The 16,437-nt window shown below is 29.8% G+C and carries 14 protein-coding genes; 4 read left to right on the top strand and 10 right to left on the bottom strand.

Annotated elements, in window-relative coordinates:
* Positions 1 to 67: 67 nt before the first annotated feature.
* The 4 genes from B3086_RS16005 to nagA all read right to left on the bottom strand — a co-directional run bounded on the left by B3086_RS16005 (position 68) and on the right by nagA (position 3,753).
* The gene (locus B3086_RS16005) at positions 68 to 1,342 is read right to left on the bottom strand and encodes an MFS transporter (RefSeq protein WP_346893905.1); all 1,275 of its coding nucleotides are present in this window, start codon (positions 1,340 to 1,342) and stop codon (positions 68 to 70) included.
* A 90-nt stretch (positions 1,343 to 1,432) separates the two neighbouring features.
* Positions 1,433 to 2,173 carry a tRNA pseudouridine(38-40) synthase TruA gene (gene truA, locus B3086_RS16000; protein ID WP_346893903.1) on the bottom strand — a complete coding sequence of 247 codons (741 nt, stop codon included), beginning with the start codon at positions 2,171 to 2,173 and terminating at the stop codon, positions 1,433 to 1,435.
* Between the two features lie 125 nt (positions 2,174 to 2,298).
* On the bottom strand, positions 2,299 to 2,610 hold the full coding sequence (locus tag B3086_RS15995) for a hypothetical protein (RefSeq protein ID WP_035130235.1): 312 nt from the start codon (positions 2,608 to 2,610) through the stop codon (positions 2,299 to 2,301).
* Positions 2,611 to 2,643: 33 nt separating this feature from the next.
* Positions 2,644 to 3,753 carry an N-acetylglucosamine-6-phosphate deacetylase gene (gene nagA, locus B3086_RS15990; RefSeq protein ID WP_346847386.1) on the bottom strand — a complete coding sequence of 370 codons (1,110 nt, stop codon included), beginning with the start codon at positions 3,751 to 3,753 and terminating at the stop codon, positions 2,644 to 2,646.
* A 360-nt stretch (positions 3,754 to 4,113) separates the two neighbouring features.
* Between nagA and pdaA the strand changes: the two genes are divergently transcribed.
* Both pdaA and B3086_RS15980 read left to right on the top strand, forming a co-directional pair.
* On the top strand, positions 4,114 to 5,130 hold the full coding sequence (gene pdaA / locus B3086_RS15985; RefSeq protein WP_346847385.1) for a delta-lactam-biosynthetic de-N-acetylase: 1,017 nt from the start codon (positions 4,114 to 4,116) through the stop codon (positions 5,128 to 5,130).
* Positions 5,131 to 5,354: 224 nt separating this feature from the next.
* Positions 5,355 to 6,905: a PLP-dependent aminotransferase family protein gene (locus tag B3086_RS15980; RefSeq protein WP_346847384.1), complete on the top strand. Its 1,551-nt coding sequence runs from the start codon at positions 5,355 to 5,357 to the stop codon at positions 6,903 to 6,905.
* A gap of 53 nt (positions 6,906 to 6,958) precedes the next feature.
* Here the strand turns inward: B3086_RS15980 and B3086_RS15975 are convergent, their stop codons facing one another.
* The 6 genes from B3086_RS15975 to B3086_RS15950 all read right to left on the bottom strand — a co-directional run bounded on the left by B3086_RS15975 (position 6,959) and on the right by B3086_RS15950 (position 14,620).
* On the bottom strand, positions 6,959 to 8,620 hold the full coding sequence (locus B3086_RS15975) for a SulP family inorganic anion transporter (protein ID WP_346847433.1): 1,662 nt from the start codon (positions 8,618 to 8,620) through the stop codon (positions 6,959 to 6,961).
* A gap of 241 nt (positions 8,621 to 8,861) precedes the next feature.
* The gene (hydF, locus tag B3086_RS15970) at positions 8,862 to 10,052 is read right to left on the bottom strand and encodes a [FeFe] hydrogenase H-cluster maturation GTPase HydF (protein ID WP_346847383.1); all 1,191 of its coding nucleotides are present in this window, start codon (positions 10,050 to 10,052) and stop codon (positions 8,862 to 8,864) included.
* Positions 10,053 to 10,070: 18 nt separating this feature from the next.
* Positions 10,071 to 11,123 (bottom strand): [FeFe] hydrogenase H-cluster radical SAM maturase HydE, encoded by a 1,053-nt coding sequence (gene hydE / locus B3086_RS15965; protein WP_346847382.1) that lies wholly within the window; start codon positions 11,121 to 11,123, stop codon positions 10,071 to 10,073.
* Positions 11,124 to 11,405: 282 nt separating this feature from the next.
* Positions 11,406 to 12,782, bottom strand: a complete 1,377-nt coding sequence (locus B3086_RS15960) for a hypothetical protein (protein WP_346893900.1) — start codon at positions 12,780 to 12,782, stop codon at positions 11,406 to 11,408.
* Positions 12,783 to 12,979: 197 nt separating this feature from the next.
* A complete protein-coding gene (locus B3086_RS15955) occupies positions 12,980 to 14,014 on the bottom strand; it encodes a M42 family metallopeptidase (protein ID WP_346847380.1) in 1,035 nt (344 codons plus the stop codon).
* A 183-nt stretch (positions 14,015 to 14,197) separates the two neighbouring features.
* The gene (locus B3086_RS15950) at positions 14,198 to 14,620 is read right to left on the bottom strand and encodes a GNAT family N-acetyltransferase (RefSeq protein ID WP_346847379.1); all 423 of its coding nucleotides are present in this window, start codon (positions 14,618 to 14,620) and stop codon (positions 14,198 to 14,200) included.
* A 256-nt stretch (positions 14,621 to 14,876) separates the two neighbouring features.
* On the opposite strand from B3086_RS15950, the gene B3086_RS15945 reads away from it, so the two are divergent.
* Complete coding sequence (locus B3086_RS15945; protein ID WP_346893898.1) at positions 14,877 to 15,413, top strand: hypothetical protein; 537 nt, start codon at positions 14,877 to 14,879, stop codon at positions 15,411 to 15,413.
* Entirely contained in the window at positions 15,358 to 16,383 is a 1,026-nt protein-coding gene (locus B3086_RS15940) for a DUF3885 domain-containing protein (protein WP_346893896.1), read from the top strand. Before B3086_RS15945 ends, B3086_RS15940 begins: the two co-directional genes overlap by 56 nt.
* Positions 16,384 to 16,437: the final 54 nt, after the last annotated feature.

Below are 16,437 nucleotides of genomic sequence, written 5' to 3'. Positions count from 1 at the left end.
GACCATATGCTCCCCCACATTTATCAAGTAAGCACATGGTCTATGTTAATTATTTTATCAACTTCTACTATTTCTTATATTCAATATGTCTAGCCTTAAAATTACAGGAACAAGATCTATTTATCGTAGTACTTGTCATATATCTTCTAACCTTAAGATAGAAAAATATAGTAGCACAAATAAGTATAATAAAACCGTATAAATAATTATATCTATATCCCAAGTTATTCAAAATAGTTCCACCAAGAAAATTCCCTATAGCTAATGAGAATCCATTAGCTAGCATCTTTAATGATGCAAATATATCTCGATGCTCTATGGCTATATTACTCATCATCAGACTATCTAAAGAGTAAATTATAAGACCAACAGATATACCTCTAATAACTAAGAAAAGTATAAACAATTCACTGCTAGAAACCACTGCTAACATAAAACAACTGATAATTGCAATTATAAATACAGTCAGGTTAAATTTCTTTACCCCCATCCGTTCTATAATCCCTGGCATTAAAATAAGCCCAAACATACTTAAAATAGTTAATGAAAAAGTTATATAAGATATTATATTATTTCCTAAACCAAAATAATTCTTTAATATTAAATTATTATAAGGTGCTACACCACTAAATCCTATGGCGTTAATAAATAAAAGCATAGAAAAAAGTCTAATTTGCTTATCAGACTTTAAGCATTCTATTGTTTTCCTCATACTTTTCTTTACTTCTTCATTCTCTGCTACATTAGTTATATCCTTAGGTAGCAATAAGCATCTAATAGTTGAAGTCACTATTAGAATTATAGCTGCTAGTAGAAATAACTTTTTATACCCTATTCTCGCAAAATATTCTATTCCTGTTATATTTCCAGCTATTAGTGCTCCTACAGCTCCGGCTATTAAATTTACGGAATACTTATAGCTATAGGCACAACATTCCTTTTTACCTATAGTATATGAATACAACAATTGTAACTCTGTAACATTTATAAGACACGTACCTATATTTATAAGAATTTGACCAAACATAAGAATTATCATTGCTCTAAACCCCATATGAAACCCAACTCCTATGGCACAAATTAATAATCCTATACATAAAATTCTCTTTCTTCCAAGTATTTTAATAAATGGTCCTACAAAAAAGCCTGTCAAAGTAAATAGAGAGCCTAGAGAAAATATTGTTCCTATAGCTTCAGCTGATAAACCTATAAAATCATAATATAAAATTTGCAAAAAGAAAAACATTCCCATGCCCAGAGCACATAGAGCTTCACTCGCTACCATTATATGTATATTTCCAGGAAATGTCTTTATTATTTGTAACGTCTTTAATTTACCCATTTTATGTCCACCTTAAATAATCATTCTCTATTTAGGGTAAACAAAATTTCAATACTTATACAAAAAGAGAGCATTATTGCTCTCTTAAAATTAATTATATTCAACTTCTTTTAAGCATAATCCTTTAGCCTGAGCCATTGGTCCAGCTTGTGCTCTCTCTTTTGCCTCTAAAATTTTAGCAACATCACTTGGCTTTAACTGATTTTTCCCAACTTCTAAAAGAGTTCCAACTATTATTCTAACCATATTTAAAAGGAATCCATCTCCATTGACTTCTATTTTAATAATCTCATCATCCTTTGTTATATCAATATAATTTATAGTTCTAACAGTGGATTTATTATCTGATTTTAAGCTTGTGAAACTCTTAAAATCATGGGTACCAACCAAAATATCTGCAGCTGCCATCATAGCATTTAAATTTATTTCTTCTTCAATGTGGTATGTAAATTTTCTATTAAATACATTTCTATATTTTCCATTGTTTATAGTATACTCATAGGTTTTTGCCTTTGCATTATATCTAGAGTGAAATCTTTCGTGAACATCAGTTACTGATTTTACAACTATATCCTCTGGTAAAAATTCATAAAGATAGTTCAAAATATCTTCATTGGTAAGGGTAGATTTAGTATGAAAATTAGCTATATAGTTTTTAGCATGTACTCCTGTGTCTGTTCTACCACAACCTATAACTTGAATATCTTCATTAGTCATCTTACTTAATACATTTTCAATTTTACCTTGTATAGTAGCAACATTATCCTTTTGCTTTTGCCATCCTTTATATCTAGTTCCATCATATTCTATTACCATTTTTAAATTTCTCATAAAATCTCCTTTATTATCTCTACTAGTTAAATTCTCTATAGAATAAACAGAGTTCTAACTCTTAGCTCATTCCAATTAAGTATATACTCTTTACTAAAATAAAGCTATAAAATTATGTAGTTATATTATTTAACTGTCTTGCAATTTTTAATTATCCCTTGGTAGAGGTATTCTAAATACTCTACATCCACATTTTCAGCCTTTAAACTATCAATTCTTTCTCTAGCCTTTTCTATAGCCTCTTTTGCTTCTGCATAATCCCTTTGTTTTATAGCATTACTGGTATATTGAAGCAAATAATCTACTTTTAATACAATTTTGGCTAAGTCTTCTCTATCATCATTTACTAAATCCAATAAAAGAGAATATATCTTAGGGGATGAGCTATTTCTATGAGTATTTAAAAAGTCATTATTTTTACTATTTTTCTTTGCCATAATATAATTTCTCCCTTCTTAATCCTAAAATTTTTATCTATTTTCAAACACAACTTTTCCTTTACATAGAGTCTTTACAATATTATACTTATTATCTAATATTACTATATCACAGTCCTTGCCTTTATCTAAACTACCCTTCCTATGAAGTATATTTAAATTTCTAGCTGGATTTGTACTTGCCATAGTGACAGCGTCTTCTAAGGTACATCCAGTGAATTTTATTATATTCTTTACAGCATCTATCATAGTTAAACAACTTCCAGCTAAGGTTGTATCTTTAAGTCTAGCTTCATTTCCAACTTTAATAACCTTTTGTCCACCAAGTTTGTACTCACCATCTTTTAACCCTTTAGCTTCCATAGAATCTGTTATTAATATTATTTTTTCCCTTCCCTTTATTTTATAAACAGCTTTTATAGTGTCTTTGTGAAGATGTATTCCATCACATATTATTTCTACACCTAATTCATCAAAAGTAAAACCAGCAGTAACTACTCCAGGTTCTCTATGATGATGAGAGCTTTGTCCATTGTGAAAATGTGTAACACTGGAAAGACCCTTTTCTACTGCTATTTCTATTTGAGAAAAAGTTCCATCACTATGCCCTACTGATGGAATAATGTTATTATTTGTAAGACATTTTATAAATTCGAACTTATTGTCTAATTCAGGAGCATAAGTAACCTTTTTAATGTTATTGTGAGAATGTTTTATAAGCTCCTTCATTATCTCACTATCTGGGGTTAAAATATAATTCTCAACCTGAGCTCCCTTATACTTTTTATTTATAAAGGGACCTTCCAAATGAAGTCCAATTATTTCTGCTCCATCTACTTCATTATTATCATTATGGTTTTTAACCTTTAAAGTATTATCAATAGCTTCTCTTATTTTTTTCAAACTTGCAGTCATGGTGGTTGGAAGAAAAGCTGTAACTCCTTCTCCTGGCAATTTATTAGTTAGATTTCTTAAACCTTCATAATCAGTGTCCATGACATCTATTCCGTATCCACCATGGGTATGCTCATCTATAAAGCCAGGTACTGCATAACATCCTTTTTCTATAACTAAAGACTCTCCATGGTCTGCAATTTTTCCATCTTTAATATATATTGTTGTATCTGTTAATACCTTTATCATTCCCACTGCCCCTTAAATCTTTATTTTTCATTAACAAAGCAATTATTAATATTCATATTAAATATATTTCCAATTTTACTATTTAAATGAAAAAACCTTGAAACCCGCATGAATAGAACAAATAGTTAAATAGTTTCCTATATAGCTATTTAGCTATTTGGCTATTTACCTATCTAAATAGTGAACTATGGAAATAGTACGATATTCTACATTTCATTATAAGATAATCTTACTAAAGGTTAAACATATTTTTATTACTATAGTAGAAAAACTTTTTGTATTTTTTATTAACTATAAACACATGCTATTCGTATATTAATTACTAAAGTCACTAATGATATTCTAAAAAGGAGGATTAATATGAGTAAAAAATTTATATGTAATTTAAGTTTAGTCCTTGTAATTATAAGTTCTTTTATGTTTGTTGGATGTACTTCTAACACAGGGTCTACCTCAAACTCAACTACAGACAAGGATGAAAATAAAAGTGTATTTAATACTGTGAAAGAAATTGATGATGAAATAATTAAGGGAGCTTCTCAAAATGATCAGAGAAATCCTTCATCCTCAAAAGATGATTTAGCAGTTAAGCCGTCAGAGGTAGATGAAAATATATCCAATGATAGCTCTAATAACCCATCTAATGAAGATCCTGCTCCAATAGCTTCAAAAATAGATACTACTAATCTTAGCAATGAAAAAATAGCATGGTGGTTTAAACCAAATAAACAACATGTGACACCAGAAGTAAATTTAAATTTAAAGTTTGATTTAAATAAATATGATGCTCATTACGTAGGAGATACTAGTAAAAAGGTACTTTATTTAACCTTTGATGAAGGTTATGAAAATGGATATACCCCTAAAATTTTAGATATACTAAAAGCAAATGATGTTAAGGCTATATTCTTTGTAACTTCACCTTATGTAAAAGATAATCCAGATATTATAAAAAGAATGGTAGAAGAAGGTCATATTGTTGGTAATCACACAAATCATCATCCTTCTATGCCAGATGTTACTAGATCAGAGGAGAAATTTAATAATGAATTTTCAGATGTAGAATCAAAGTTTAAAGAAATTACTGGTGAAAATATGCCACTTTATTTCAGACCACCAATGGGTGAATACTCCGAGAAATCTTTAGCTATGACAAAAAATCTAGGTTATAAAACATTATTTTGGAGTTTTGCATATCATGATTGGGATATAAACAAACAACCTGATCCAGTTAGAGCAAAAGATACTATAATGAACGGCTTACACAATGGCGCAATTCTTCTTGTTCATGCAGTTTCTAAGACCAACACAGAAATCCTTGATTCTATACTAAAAGAAGCCAAAGCACAAGGCTATGAATTTCAACTATTCCAGTAGATTATAAAATATATTACTTTAAAGATGCTCTTAAAATATTTTCAAAATGCATTCTTCCTAAAATATAATAAGCAAGAAAAGGAGTATTAATACATTTGTAAGCAGTATTAATGCTCTTTTCTTATAATTATCTTCAATCTTTTCTTTACAATGTCATTACTTAAATATATAATTATTGTATCGTTACAATAATTATATTTAGAATAATGAAAGGAGTATTAATAATGAACTCTATTTCAATAGAATTAGATAAATCATCTACAATACCTATGTACCTTCAAGTAGCTAATAAAATTGAAGCATTAATAAAATCTAACACTTTAAAAATTGGTGATAAGCTTCCCCCTATTCGTAAATTAGCTAATGAATTAGAAGTTAATAATGTAACTATAGTTAATGCATATAAACAACTTGAGATAAACGGATACGTTAACGCTATAAAGGGAAGTGGATATTATGTAGCAGAGCAAGATAATATCTATATGAGTTATGATATTTCATCCTCCCCATCCAATAGTAGAGGTATAAATTCTGAAAATCTAGATTCACATAATACCTATGTAGCTTCTCCTAACTACCAGGAAGACTTTAAGCTTATGTCTAATGGTCAAATTGCTATGTCTTCAACTACTATTAACTTTGCTAGTGCTACTCCTGATCCAGGTATCTTCCCTTTTGAAGCCTTTAAATCTGCTTTAAATGAAGTCCTAGATAGAGATAAAGGTTACGCATTTGGATACCAAGAAAGCAATGGTTATGAACCTCTTAGGTCTTCTTTATGTGATTATTTTCTTCAAGAGTATGGAATAAATGCTACTTCAGATAGCATTCAAATAGTTTCTGGTGCTCAACAGGGTATCGATATAATTGGTAAAGCTCTACTAAGTCCTGGTGATTATGTTATTACAGAAAATCCTACTTATACAGGAGCTGTTGCTGTATTTAAATCTAGAGGAGCTAATATCATCGGTGTACCCATGGAAGCTGATGGCATAAACTTAAAGTTATTAGAAGCAAATATTAAAATATATAAACCTAAATTAATATATGTAATGACTCAATTTCAAAATCCTACTACAGCCTCTTATTCTGAAGAAAAACTTAATCAGCTATTAGCTTTAGCTGATAAATACGATTTATATTTGGTGGAGGATGATTCTTTATCTGGACTTTCCTATGATAGTTCTTTTAAGAGCAAAACCCTTAAATCTATGGATAGTAAAAATAGGGTTATCTATATCAAAAGCTTCTCAAAGCTTTTAATGCCTGGACTTAGAATAGGATTTATAATTTCTCCTAAAGCTATAAAAGATGAACTTTTAGCAGCAAAACATACTACTGACATTTCTTCTTCTGGATTAATTCAAAGAGCACTGCAACTTTATTTTAAAAATGGTTACTGGGAAAAACATCTAAAATATATGATAGAGATGTATAAAATAAAATATGATGCCATGAAATCAGAACTAAAAAAGCTTAAAATATATGGCATAGATTTTATAGATCCTAAAGGTGGTCTTAACTTTTGGGTAAAACTTCCTAAGGGCGTTTCTGCTAGTGAGCTATATGTTCAATGTTCAAAAAAAGATGTATTAATTGTTCCTTGCAATGTATTCTATGTAAATAAAGATAAAAATATAGATAACACTTTAAGACTTAGTTATGCTGCCACTAATTTAGAAGAAATTCAAGTTGGCATGAGTATAATCGCTGACTGCCTATCAATGCTTATAAATAAAGGTAAAAGAACCTCTTATATAAGTCCTCTTATATAAGAAAAATAGGTTCTGTATGCAAATAGTAAACTATTTATACAGAACCTTTAATTTTATCCCAAAAGCTTTCCTTCTATATTTATATACTCATGTGCAGCCTTTAATCCTTCTTCTCTCGTATTAAACACCGCTTCTTCACCTAAGGATTTTACAAACTCCATTTTAGTAAGTGCTTTTTTAGGTTGTAGTTGTAGATTGGATATTATCAGTTTTATATTGTGCTTATTACAATGATTGTGTAACCTTTCTAGCGCTGAAATTGCACTGGCATCTAATGCTTGAGTATGCCTCATGTCTAATAATAATACTTCTGCTGCAGTCTCAATTTTACTTATCATCTTAATAAAATCTTGAACTACTCCAAAGAAGAAAGGTCCGTTTACTTCATATATTAAAATTTTATTATTATCAATCTGTATTACTTCTCCATCTTTATTTCTTTTGCTTTTTATTCCTTGAACTTTTTTAATATCTGTAGTTTCAGCTAATCTTCTTATCCATAAGAACATAGCTAGAATCATTCCTATCTCTATAGCTACTACTAAATCAAATACTATAGTAAATATAAAAGTTAAAAGTAAAATTATAATATCACTTTTTGGTGCTTTAAGAAGGGATTTAAAGGTTGACCACTCACCCATATTATAAGAAACTACAATTAATACTGCTGCCAAAGTTGTCATAGGTATCATTTTAGCTAAAGGCATAAATAATAGCATTATTAATAATAAGGTTATAGCATGTACCATTCCTGAAATTGGACTTCTACCACCATTTTTAACATTAGCTGCTGTTCTTGCAATGGCTCCTGTAGCTGGAATTCCTCCAAATAAAGCTGAACCTATATTTCCAATACCTTGAGCAATGAGCTCCATATTTGAATCATGACTATCATCTATCATTCCATCAGCTACAACTGCTGATAGTAATGATTCTATAGCTGCTAATATTGCAATAGTCATAGCTGGCTTAAATAAAACTTTTATTGTTTCTATTTCAAACATGGGAATTGAAGGCACTGGTATACTAGATGATATTTGTGCATATCTACTACCTATTGTTTCTACTGGTAAATTAAATAACTGAACTGCTAGAGTAGATACAATAAGTGCTATAACGGAACCCGGAATAGTTTTATTTACCTTTGGCCAAAACACCATTATCAGTATACATCCAATTCCAACTAAAAGTGCAGTAATATTTAAAGTGCCCATATTAGAAAAGTAGCTTTGCCACTTAGGTATAAACTCTGCTGGTACATTTTTAATATTAAGTCCTAAAAAATCTTTAACTTGTGTAGATAATAAAGTTATGGCTATCCCACTAGTAAAACCTACAGTTATAGTATGTGGAACATACTTTATAAGATCTCCTAATTTTAATACTCCCATTATAACAAGCATAATTCCAGCCATAAGGGTTGCTATTATAAGACCATTAATACCATACATTTGTACTATAGTATAAACTATAACTACAAAAGCTCCGGTGGGACCTCCTATTTGCACTCTACTTCCACCTAAAAAAGAAATTATAAATCCAGCAACTATAGCAGTGATGAGGCCTTTTTCCGGAGATACTCCAGAAGATATACCTAGTGCAATTGAAAGTGGTAATGCTATTATAGCTACTATAATTCCAGCCATAACATCCTTCATTACTTGCTCTTTAGTAATCTTTTTCTCTTTAATAAGAGTAAAAATCTTTGGTGACATCTTTTCTCCATCCTTTACTTTAGCTTTAGTCACTCAACAATATTCTATTTTAATACTTATTTCTACCACTAAGTACTAAAGTAGAGTATCGTGGCAACGAACATAGCCTCAGGGGAAGATTATCGTCCTCTGAAGCCTAATGCTTATGCTATTATTTATGGGTGCAAAATAAGCTTTACACCCATAGATATTTTATACCTTGCTATTTGAATTGTCAAATTTATATTCTATATGGAATAATTTACATTTTATAAATTGATAAGGTTCGATCTAAAATACCTGTTAAATATGCAAGTATAACTCCATAGTTAGTTATAGAAACCTTCTTATCTTTGCACTGATTTATTCTGTTAATAACAGTTTTTCTATTTATCATACATGCTCCACAATGAATTATCAAATCATATTTTTCAATGTCCTCTGGGAAATCATGACCAACTCTATATTCATAATTAAGATCAAATCCTACATGCTTATTTAAAAGCTTTGGAATCTTAACTTTTCCTATATCTTCATGAGACACATTATGAGAGCAGCTTTCTGATATAAGTATTCGTGAATTTTCATTAAGGTCTTTGATTTTATTAGCCCCCTCTACAAATACAGATAGGTCTCCTTTATGTCTTGCAAAGAGCATAGAGAAACTAGTTAATTTAATATTAGATGGAACTATTTTATCTACCTTCTTAAAAGCTTGGGAATCTGTTATTACTAAGTCTATATCCTTAATATCTACCAGAGCAGATTCCAATTCTGTATCTCTTACTACATAACTTTTTATTCCATAATCTAAACAATCTCTTATGCATTGAACCTGAGGTAATATTAACCTTCCTTTCGGTGCTTCTGAATCTATAGGTACTACAAGAACAACCTTACTATTATAAGGTAATAAATCACCTATTATGGGAAGTTCCTCTTGATTCTCTTGTACCATAGCTATAATTTTTCCCTTTAAAATTTCAATTCCTTCACCAGTTATGGAAGATACAAATACACCTTCAGAAAACTCATTTTTCAAATCTATTATTTTATTATTATTTAAAACATCTATCTTATTAATGACAAGGATATGTGGCACATTATACTTTTTAAAATTTAACTTTACTTCTTCGTAAGCTTTTATGTCTATATCATCAGAATCCATAACATATAGAGCTAAATCTGTCCTCTTAACTATTTCAAGAGTTTTCTCACTCCTTACAGCTCCAAGCTTGGTATCATCCCAAAGTCCTGCTGTATCAATAAATAGAACTGGACCAATTGGAATTAACTCCATTGCCTTTGAAACTGGGTCTGTAGTAGTTCCTCTTACATCTGAAACTATAGAAATTTCTTGTTTAAGAATTTTATTTAATAATGATGATTTTCCTACATTAGTTTTACCATATATAGCTATATGCGTTCTATTAGAATTAGGTGTAGTATTCATTCTCTCTCTCCTTCTAATCTATTGCTTACGTATCCAGTCTAAATTATCTCCTCTAGTAATATCTAACTGGAATCCTGCACTTTTTATTCTATTTTCAATACAATATCTACATTCTGCTGCTTCATCTCCAGTGCATATCTTTCCATCATAAAGAGAATATTTCTCTCTCACACTTCTTGGTGATAGGTTAGGCATAACAACATTTGCTCCAGCTTTAATTCCCATCTCCCTTCCCAAAGGATTAATACTACCTAGTGCTGTAGTAGCAGGTAATAAAATATTTGGGACTAAAAGTCTTACTAAAGCTAGCATAGTAATAGTTTTTTCTAAAGTTCCTGATTTACAATCCTTTAATACTGTGTCCTTATGGGGTATAAAAGGACCCAATCCACACATATGAGGAGATAGTTCTTTTATAAATCTTAAGTCATTAACTAAATCCTTATTTTCTTGTCCAGGTAACCCCACCATAAATCCTGCCCCTATTTGATATCCTATTTCCTTTAGGTTGTATAGGCATTGTCTTCTATTCTCAAAGGTAGCACCTGGATGAAATCTATCATAAAGTTCTTTTGTAGCAGTTTCGTGTCTTAATAAGTATCTATCTGCACCTGCATCATAAAGTTTCTTATAGGATTCATAACTTCTCTCTCCTAAAGAAATTGTTATAGCATTTTCAGGATATCTTTGTTTTATAGCTTTAATAACCTGTACTAATCTTTCATCTGTATAATATGGATCTTCTCCACCTTGTAATACAAAAGTTTTATATCCTAGTTCATCTCCTAGGTCTGCACATTCTAATATCTCTTCTAGAGTAAGTCTATATCTATCAGCATTTTTATTTTCTGCTCTAATTCCACAATAAACACAATTCATGCTACAGTAATTAGTGAATTCAATGAGACCTCTTATATATACTTTATCTCCATATACTTTCATCCTAGTTTCATGAGCTTTTTCTATTAAATATTTTTTACTTTCTTCATCCAAATTATCTAATATGTACAATAACTCCTCTGAAGATAAATTATTAGTTAAAGCTAACTTATCTATTAAATCTCTTATCATAATTTTCCCCTTTACAATATAATTTTATAATATACTTAACCTAAAATAAAAGTCTAGCCATCTTAATATAGAAAGAAAGCTAGACCCATAATATATAACAATAACTATGGTTCTGGTTTTATAGTTTTCTTTCAGATTAGATTGTTTTATCTTTTCCGTTAGATTTTTAAACCTTTACATTTATTTTTATGAAAATTTAAATTTAGTATTCCATCTTTAGAATAATACTTTATTATAATAAATTCAAGCCATTTATTGCAGTGACTTGAATAAACCAATTATTTATTGATTATTATATAATCTATTATAATAAGTTTCGTCTATAGAAGGATTCTTTATAATAATTACTCCTTGAAAATAATCAGTAGTTACCCCTGGTTCTTTCCCTATAATTCCTCCAACTTCTTCCCCAGCTACATCTTCTTGTGAATATAAGATATCATCTGGAAATGGAAAATATATAGGAGTAAATTTTCTTTTATATGGACTTCTTGAGTTGTTTAAATCTATTACCATATCCTCTTTATCTAACTTTATTTCTTCGAGGAGCGTATTTAAATCTTCTCTTGCTGCATTTATTTGCATATGTGTATTATCAAAATTAAATTTACCTTTTTGGTATATAACATTAATCCCTAAAACCTTATCCTTAAATTTCTTATCCTTTGCAATTTTTGCTCCTAAAAAATCTACATCTAAAATTTTATGTTGATAGCTATATATCTGGTATACATGGATATAACATCTTTTCATATTCATATCTTTATAGAAACTATTCAAATTATCATATAAATATTGAGAATACTTTTCATTTCCATTTGTATTATTTGAATCATCTTGATGATATGTTTTCATAATTTCTTGCAAATTTCTTATATTATCTAAAACAATTTTTATGTTATTTAAATCATCATTTAAAGCTTCTTTATATTCTTCTTCATTGGCATTAATATCACTATAAAAATTATCAATATGCTTTAAAATTATTTCATTTCTTTTTTCTAATTCCTCATCATTACTTATATTTGTTATAATCTCTTCACTTTTTAAGTTTTCTAAAATATTATTTATATTTTCTATCTGCTTATCTGTTAAATCAGGATTTCTACTAATTATCCTTTTAAAATATAAGTCAACAGATTGAACGGACTCATTTATTCCTATTCCCATTATATTTAATTTTTTATTATCGGGAAGCTGACTATTTTTTATGTATAATTTTTTTAGCATTTCCTGCTTTGAATCTCCAATAAATGCATATCCCATAGAACTATTATTATATGATTCTAGTAAGGCTTCATCTCCAGTCTGCAAGTATTCATTTATAATTGCAGCTTCTGCATACCCTACATCAACTAAAAAATATTTTAACTTCCATGTATCCATTAAGTAAGATATAAATTTATATTGAATTTGCGCATTCTCCTTTATTCCAATTTCTTCATTAGTCAAAACTATCTTTTTATCCTTTACACTATCATCAAAAATTTCTAATGCAGAATAATCCTCATAATTAGTGAAATCTATATTAGAAGAATTTTTGCCTATATAGCTTTTCTCATTAGCTGGCAATGATATGTACATTCCTCCTATTAAAAGGATAAATCCTATCACAAAGGCAAGGGTAATAATAATTTCTTTTTTTATTTTATAATTCAATATGTCTCCCCCTTTTTATCGTAAAATTCATATCCATAATATATCTAAATTATACTTAATATTGAATTATATGTAAACCTAATTATACTTTGCTTATATGTTGTTATAGATTTTTCAATATCTTTAATCATGGGGAAAATTTCTTGTAGAAATAAGACTCAACCTACCATATCTAATGATAAATTGAGTCTTAATAACTATCTTGTTAAGTAAGCATATAATAATTTTATTGTTCCTTCTAAAGCTGTGTAGTGAGTTCTTTCCATTCCATGGGAAGCATGAACTCCAGGTCCTATTAGTGCACCTTTAATATTATTTCCACCACTAAGTGCTGCTCCAACATCTGAACCATACATTGGATAAATGTCTACAGCATATTTTATTTCGTTGCTTTTAGCAAGATTTACTAGGTCTGTAGTCATATTAAAATCATATGGCCCATTAGAATCCTTAGCACAGATAGAAACATCATATTCTGTACAAGATAAATCTTCTCCAATACATCCCATATCTACAGCTATCATTTCTGTTATATCTGATGGTATATAAGCTGAACCATGTCCAACTTCTTCATAAACAGATATAAATACTTTAGTAGTATAGGTAGGAACTATCTTTTCGCTACTTAATATATGAAGAAGATTCATTAAACATGCAACGCTACCTTTATCATCTATAAATCTAGATTTCAAAAATCCACTTTCTGTTATAGTAGTTTTAGGATCTATAAATATAAAATCTCCAGGGCATATTCCTAGTTTTTCTACATCTTCTTTAGATTTTACAACTTCATCAAGTCTTACTTCCATATTCTTTGGATCACGAGCTTTAGATTTTGCATCTTCAAATACGTGAGCTGCTGGACTTGTACTTAGGAATGTTCCATTATATATTTTTCCTTCTCTAGTTCTAACCTTACAATATTCAGCATCTAAAGTAGGAACTATTGGTCCTCCAATTAAAGTAAACTTTAAAGTACCTTCGCTAGAAATAGATCTTACCATAGCTCCTAATGTATCTACATGTGCAGATAACCCTATTACTTTATCACTACTTTTTCCTGGAACAGTTATAACTCCACAGCCTTTAACAGTCTTTTCAAAAGCATAACCTAGTTCTTCTGTCATTGATTGGATTTTGTCCATAACGTCATAACAAAATCCACTTGGGCTATCAATAAGCAATATTTCTTTTGCTGTATTTAGAACCTTTTCTTTGTTTACTGTTATCATTTTTCGCCCTCCCGATAATATAAATTTTATATTCCTATTATTCTTTAATCTTAGATATAAAAGTAATTAATTTTTAAAATATCTAAATAATTATAATAGTCATATAATTTAGTCTCTCTAAATATTATAATATTCATCTATAAATTATTAAAGGGTTTATAATAATATTTTTTGTAAAGTTTTCTATTCAATAAATCCCTTTTCTTTCATATTTTCAGCATTATTAAATAAAGCCATACCAGTTTTCATCTTTCTAAAATTAAAGCTATTATAGAATCCTTCTTTTCCCATAGCAGCATATAAAATCACATTGCATCCTGGCAATGACTCAAGTATAGTGCTTACAATTAACTTTCCTATTCCTTTACCTTGATACTGTGGCAATATGGCTACATCATAAATTGCACCTTGATAAACTCCATCTGATAATGCTCTTCCAAATCCAATAAGATTATCATTATCATATACAAATATAGCAATATAGCTGTTTTCAAAGGCTTTCTTATGGGTTGCTTCATCAAAATACCCCATACCTCCCAGCTTTAATATTTCTGGAATCAAGCTCCAATCTACATTATCACAGTTTTTTTCTATTTTTATATTCATAATATCGCTCCCAATTATGTTCTTTCATGTTAATTATTCATTCTTATATTTATCAATTTTTAAGGTTTTATATAAGCATAGCATTATTCTTGTTTCTTTACAATTTCTTCTTCTTTGCTGCTCATATTTAAGCCGTTGATGTATTTGTCTGGTCATGGTAAAATGATAAAAAATACAACCATGCAAATATTTACTAAAAGGTAGTTGATGAGATTTACGCTTATAAATTGAATTTATATGATAGGTGGTGATTATTTTGAGCAAAGAGTTTGAGATACAAGGCTGCGTAGAAGTGCCAATGAATCTATCTGAAGATGAATTTTTCAATAAATTTATTGGTTTTATTGAATCCAACAACTGGTCATTTGGTGGAGGTATCAATGAAATCATTGATGGATTTTATATTAATGCTGATGGCACAAAAGGAAAATATGTACTTGAGGATATGTCCGAAAACTTGTATGATAACCTAGCAAATGAGTTGTTTCACTATCATTCCTTAGCTGCATTGTTATATTTGATAAATGCAGGGCGTGAGCTTGAGTTTTCATACAAGGAGATAAAATGCTTTATTTCAAAAAACGGCTCTGCCAAGACGGTTTCTTTGTGGATATCCGAGGATGAGCAGGCATTTGATAGCATAGAATCCCTAATTGAAAATGCTGTGTTCTGCAATCAACAATTTATGCATATATTCCATGACACTACATTAGAAACTCTTTTTAGGAGGATGGCTTATGATAATGAAAGACACACCATTTGTAATTTCTTGGTCAAATCTCTGCTGGATTGATGATTCTGAAGACGCTCCAAAAGATTTATGCCTACACGGAGATGTTACAGTCACAATCGGAGATACACGGTTAGATTACTCATGCTGTACAAGTGCTTCTGCACTACAGATGCTTAGAACCTTAACACATGATCATGCGATTACTCCTTATGAACAGATGCTTCCTTGTTGTGGTAACAGTTTATTTGCATCTGACACTTTGAGTGAAGTAACAATAATTGGATGCGATAATGGTATTGATTATTCTGTTACGCACAAGACAGATGTGGTTGTTATCCAAACGGAAGAAGGAACCACCTACACGGTTTCATTGCTAAAATATCGAAATGAGGTTTTACGATTTTCTAGGGCTGTTGAGAAGTTTTATAACCAGTGTTCACCTAAAATTTTACCAGACGAACCTTATGAAAGAGATGGATATTTTGCCTTTTGGAGCGAATGGTCACATCATACGTATGAAGCAATTGGAATGTTTAGAAACCAATTGTTAAACCAATCATTATTAACTACCCACTTCTGTAAAGAGTTTCCATTAGAATGTGATAATCCCTATGATGATGCTCTAAATGCAAGAACGGAATATATTGATACTTGCTCTCAGCTTGCCATAAAGCTCTATATACAGAAACATTTTACTAATAATTTAGCCGTTATTTATGAAGATAAATACAATCGTGCGGTAAAGAACGAAAAAGAATTTGTTGAGTCATGCCTTGCAGCGGCCGAAAACCAAACCATTCCCTTTCATTGGACTGACGAAGAAGAAACCTTTCATGGTATAAGATATATATGGAAAACCAATAAAATTGATATTGAAACACTTTTTCGTAAAATAATTACCTCTGATTTAGGGGATAACACAGAGCTTGATTGTTCTGTTTACATCATAGACCTTGAAACAGGAACTGTGTTTTTCTTATATGACGACAGAGGTATTGATATTTTTGAGGAATTAACTCAGTACACTTAAAGTCTCTATTACATTAAAAATATAATCTGTGCTCCCCAAATTATATAAGAATAA

Source organism: Clostridium sp. UBA871, from assembly GCF_002295255.1.
GTDB lineage: Bacteria > Bacillota > Clostridia > Clostridiales > Clostridiaceae > Clostridium_J > Clostridium_J sulfidigenes.
The sequence above is the reverse complement of the archived record's forward strand: the minus strand, read 5'-3'. Positions and strand labels throughout refer to the sequence as shown.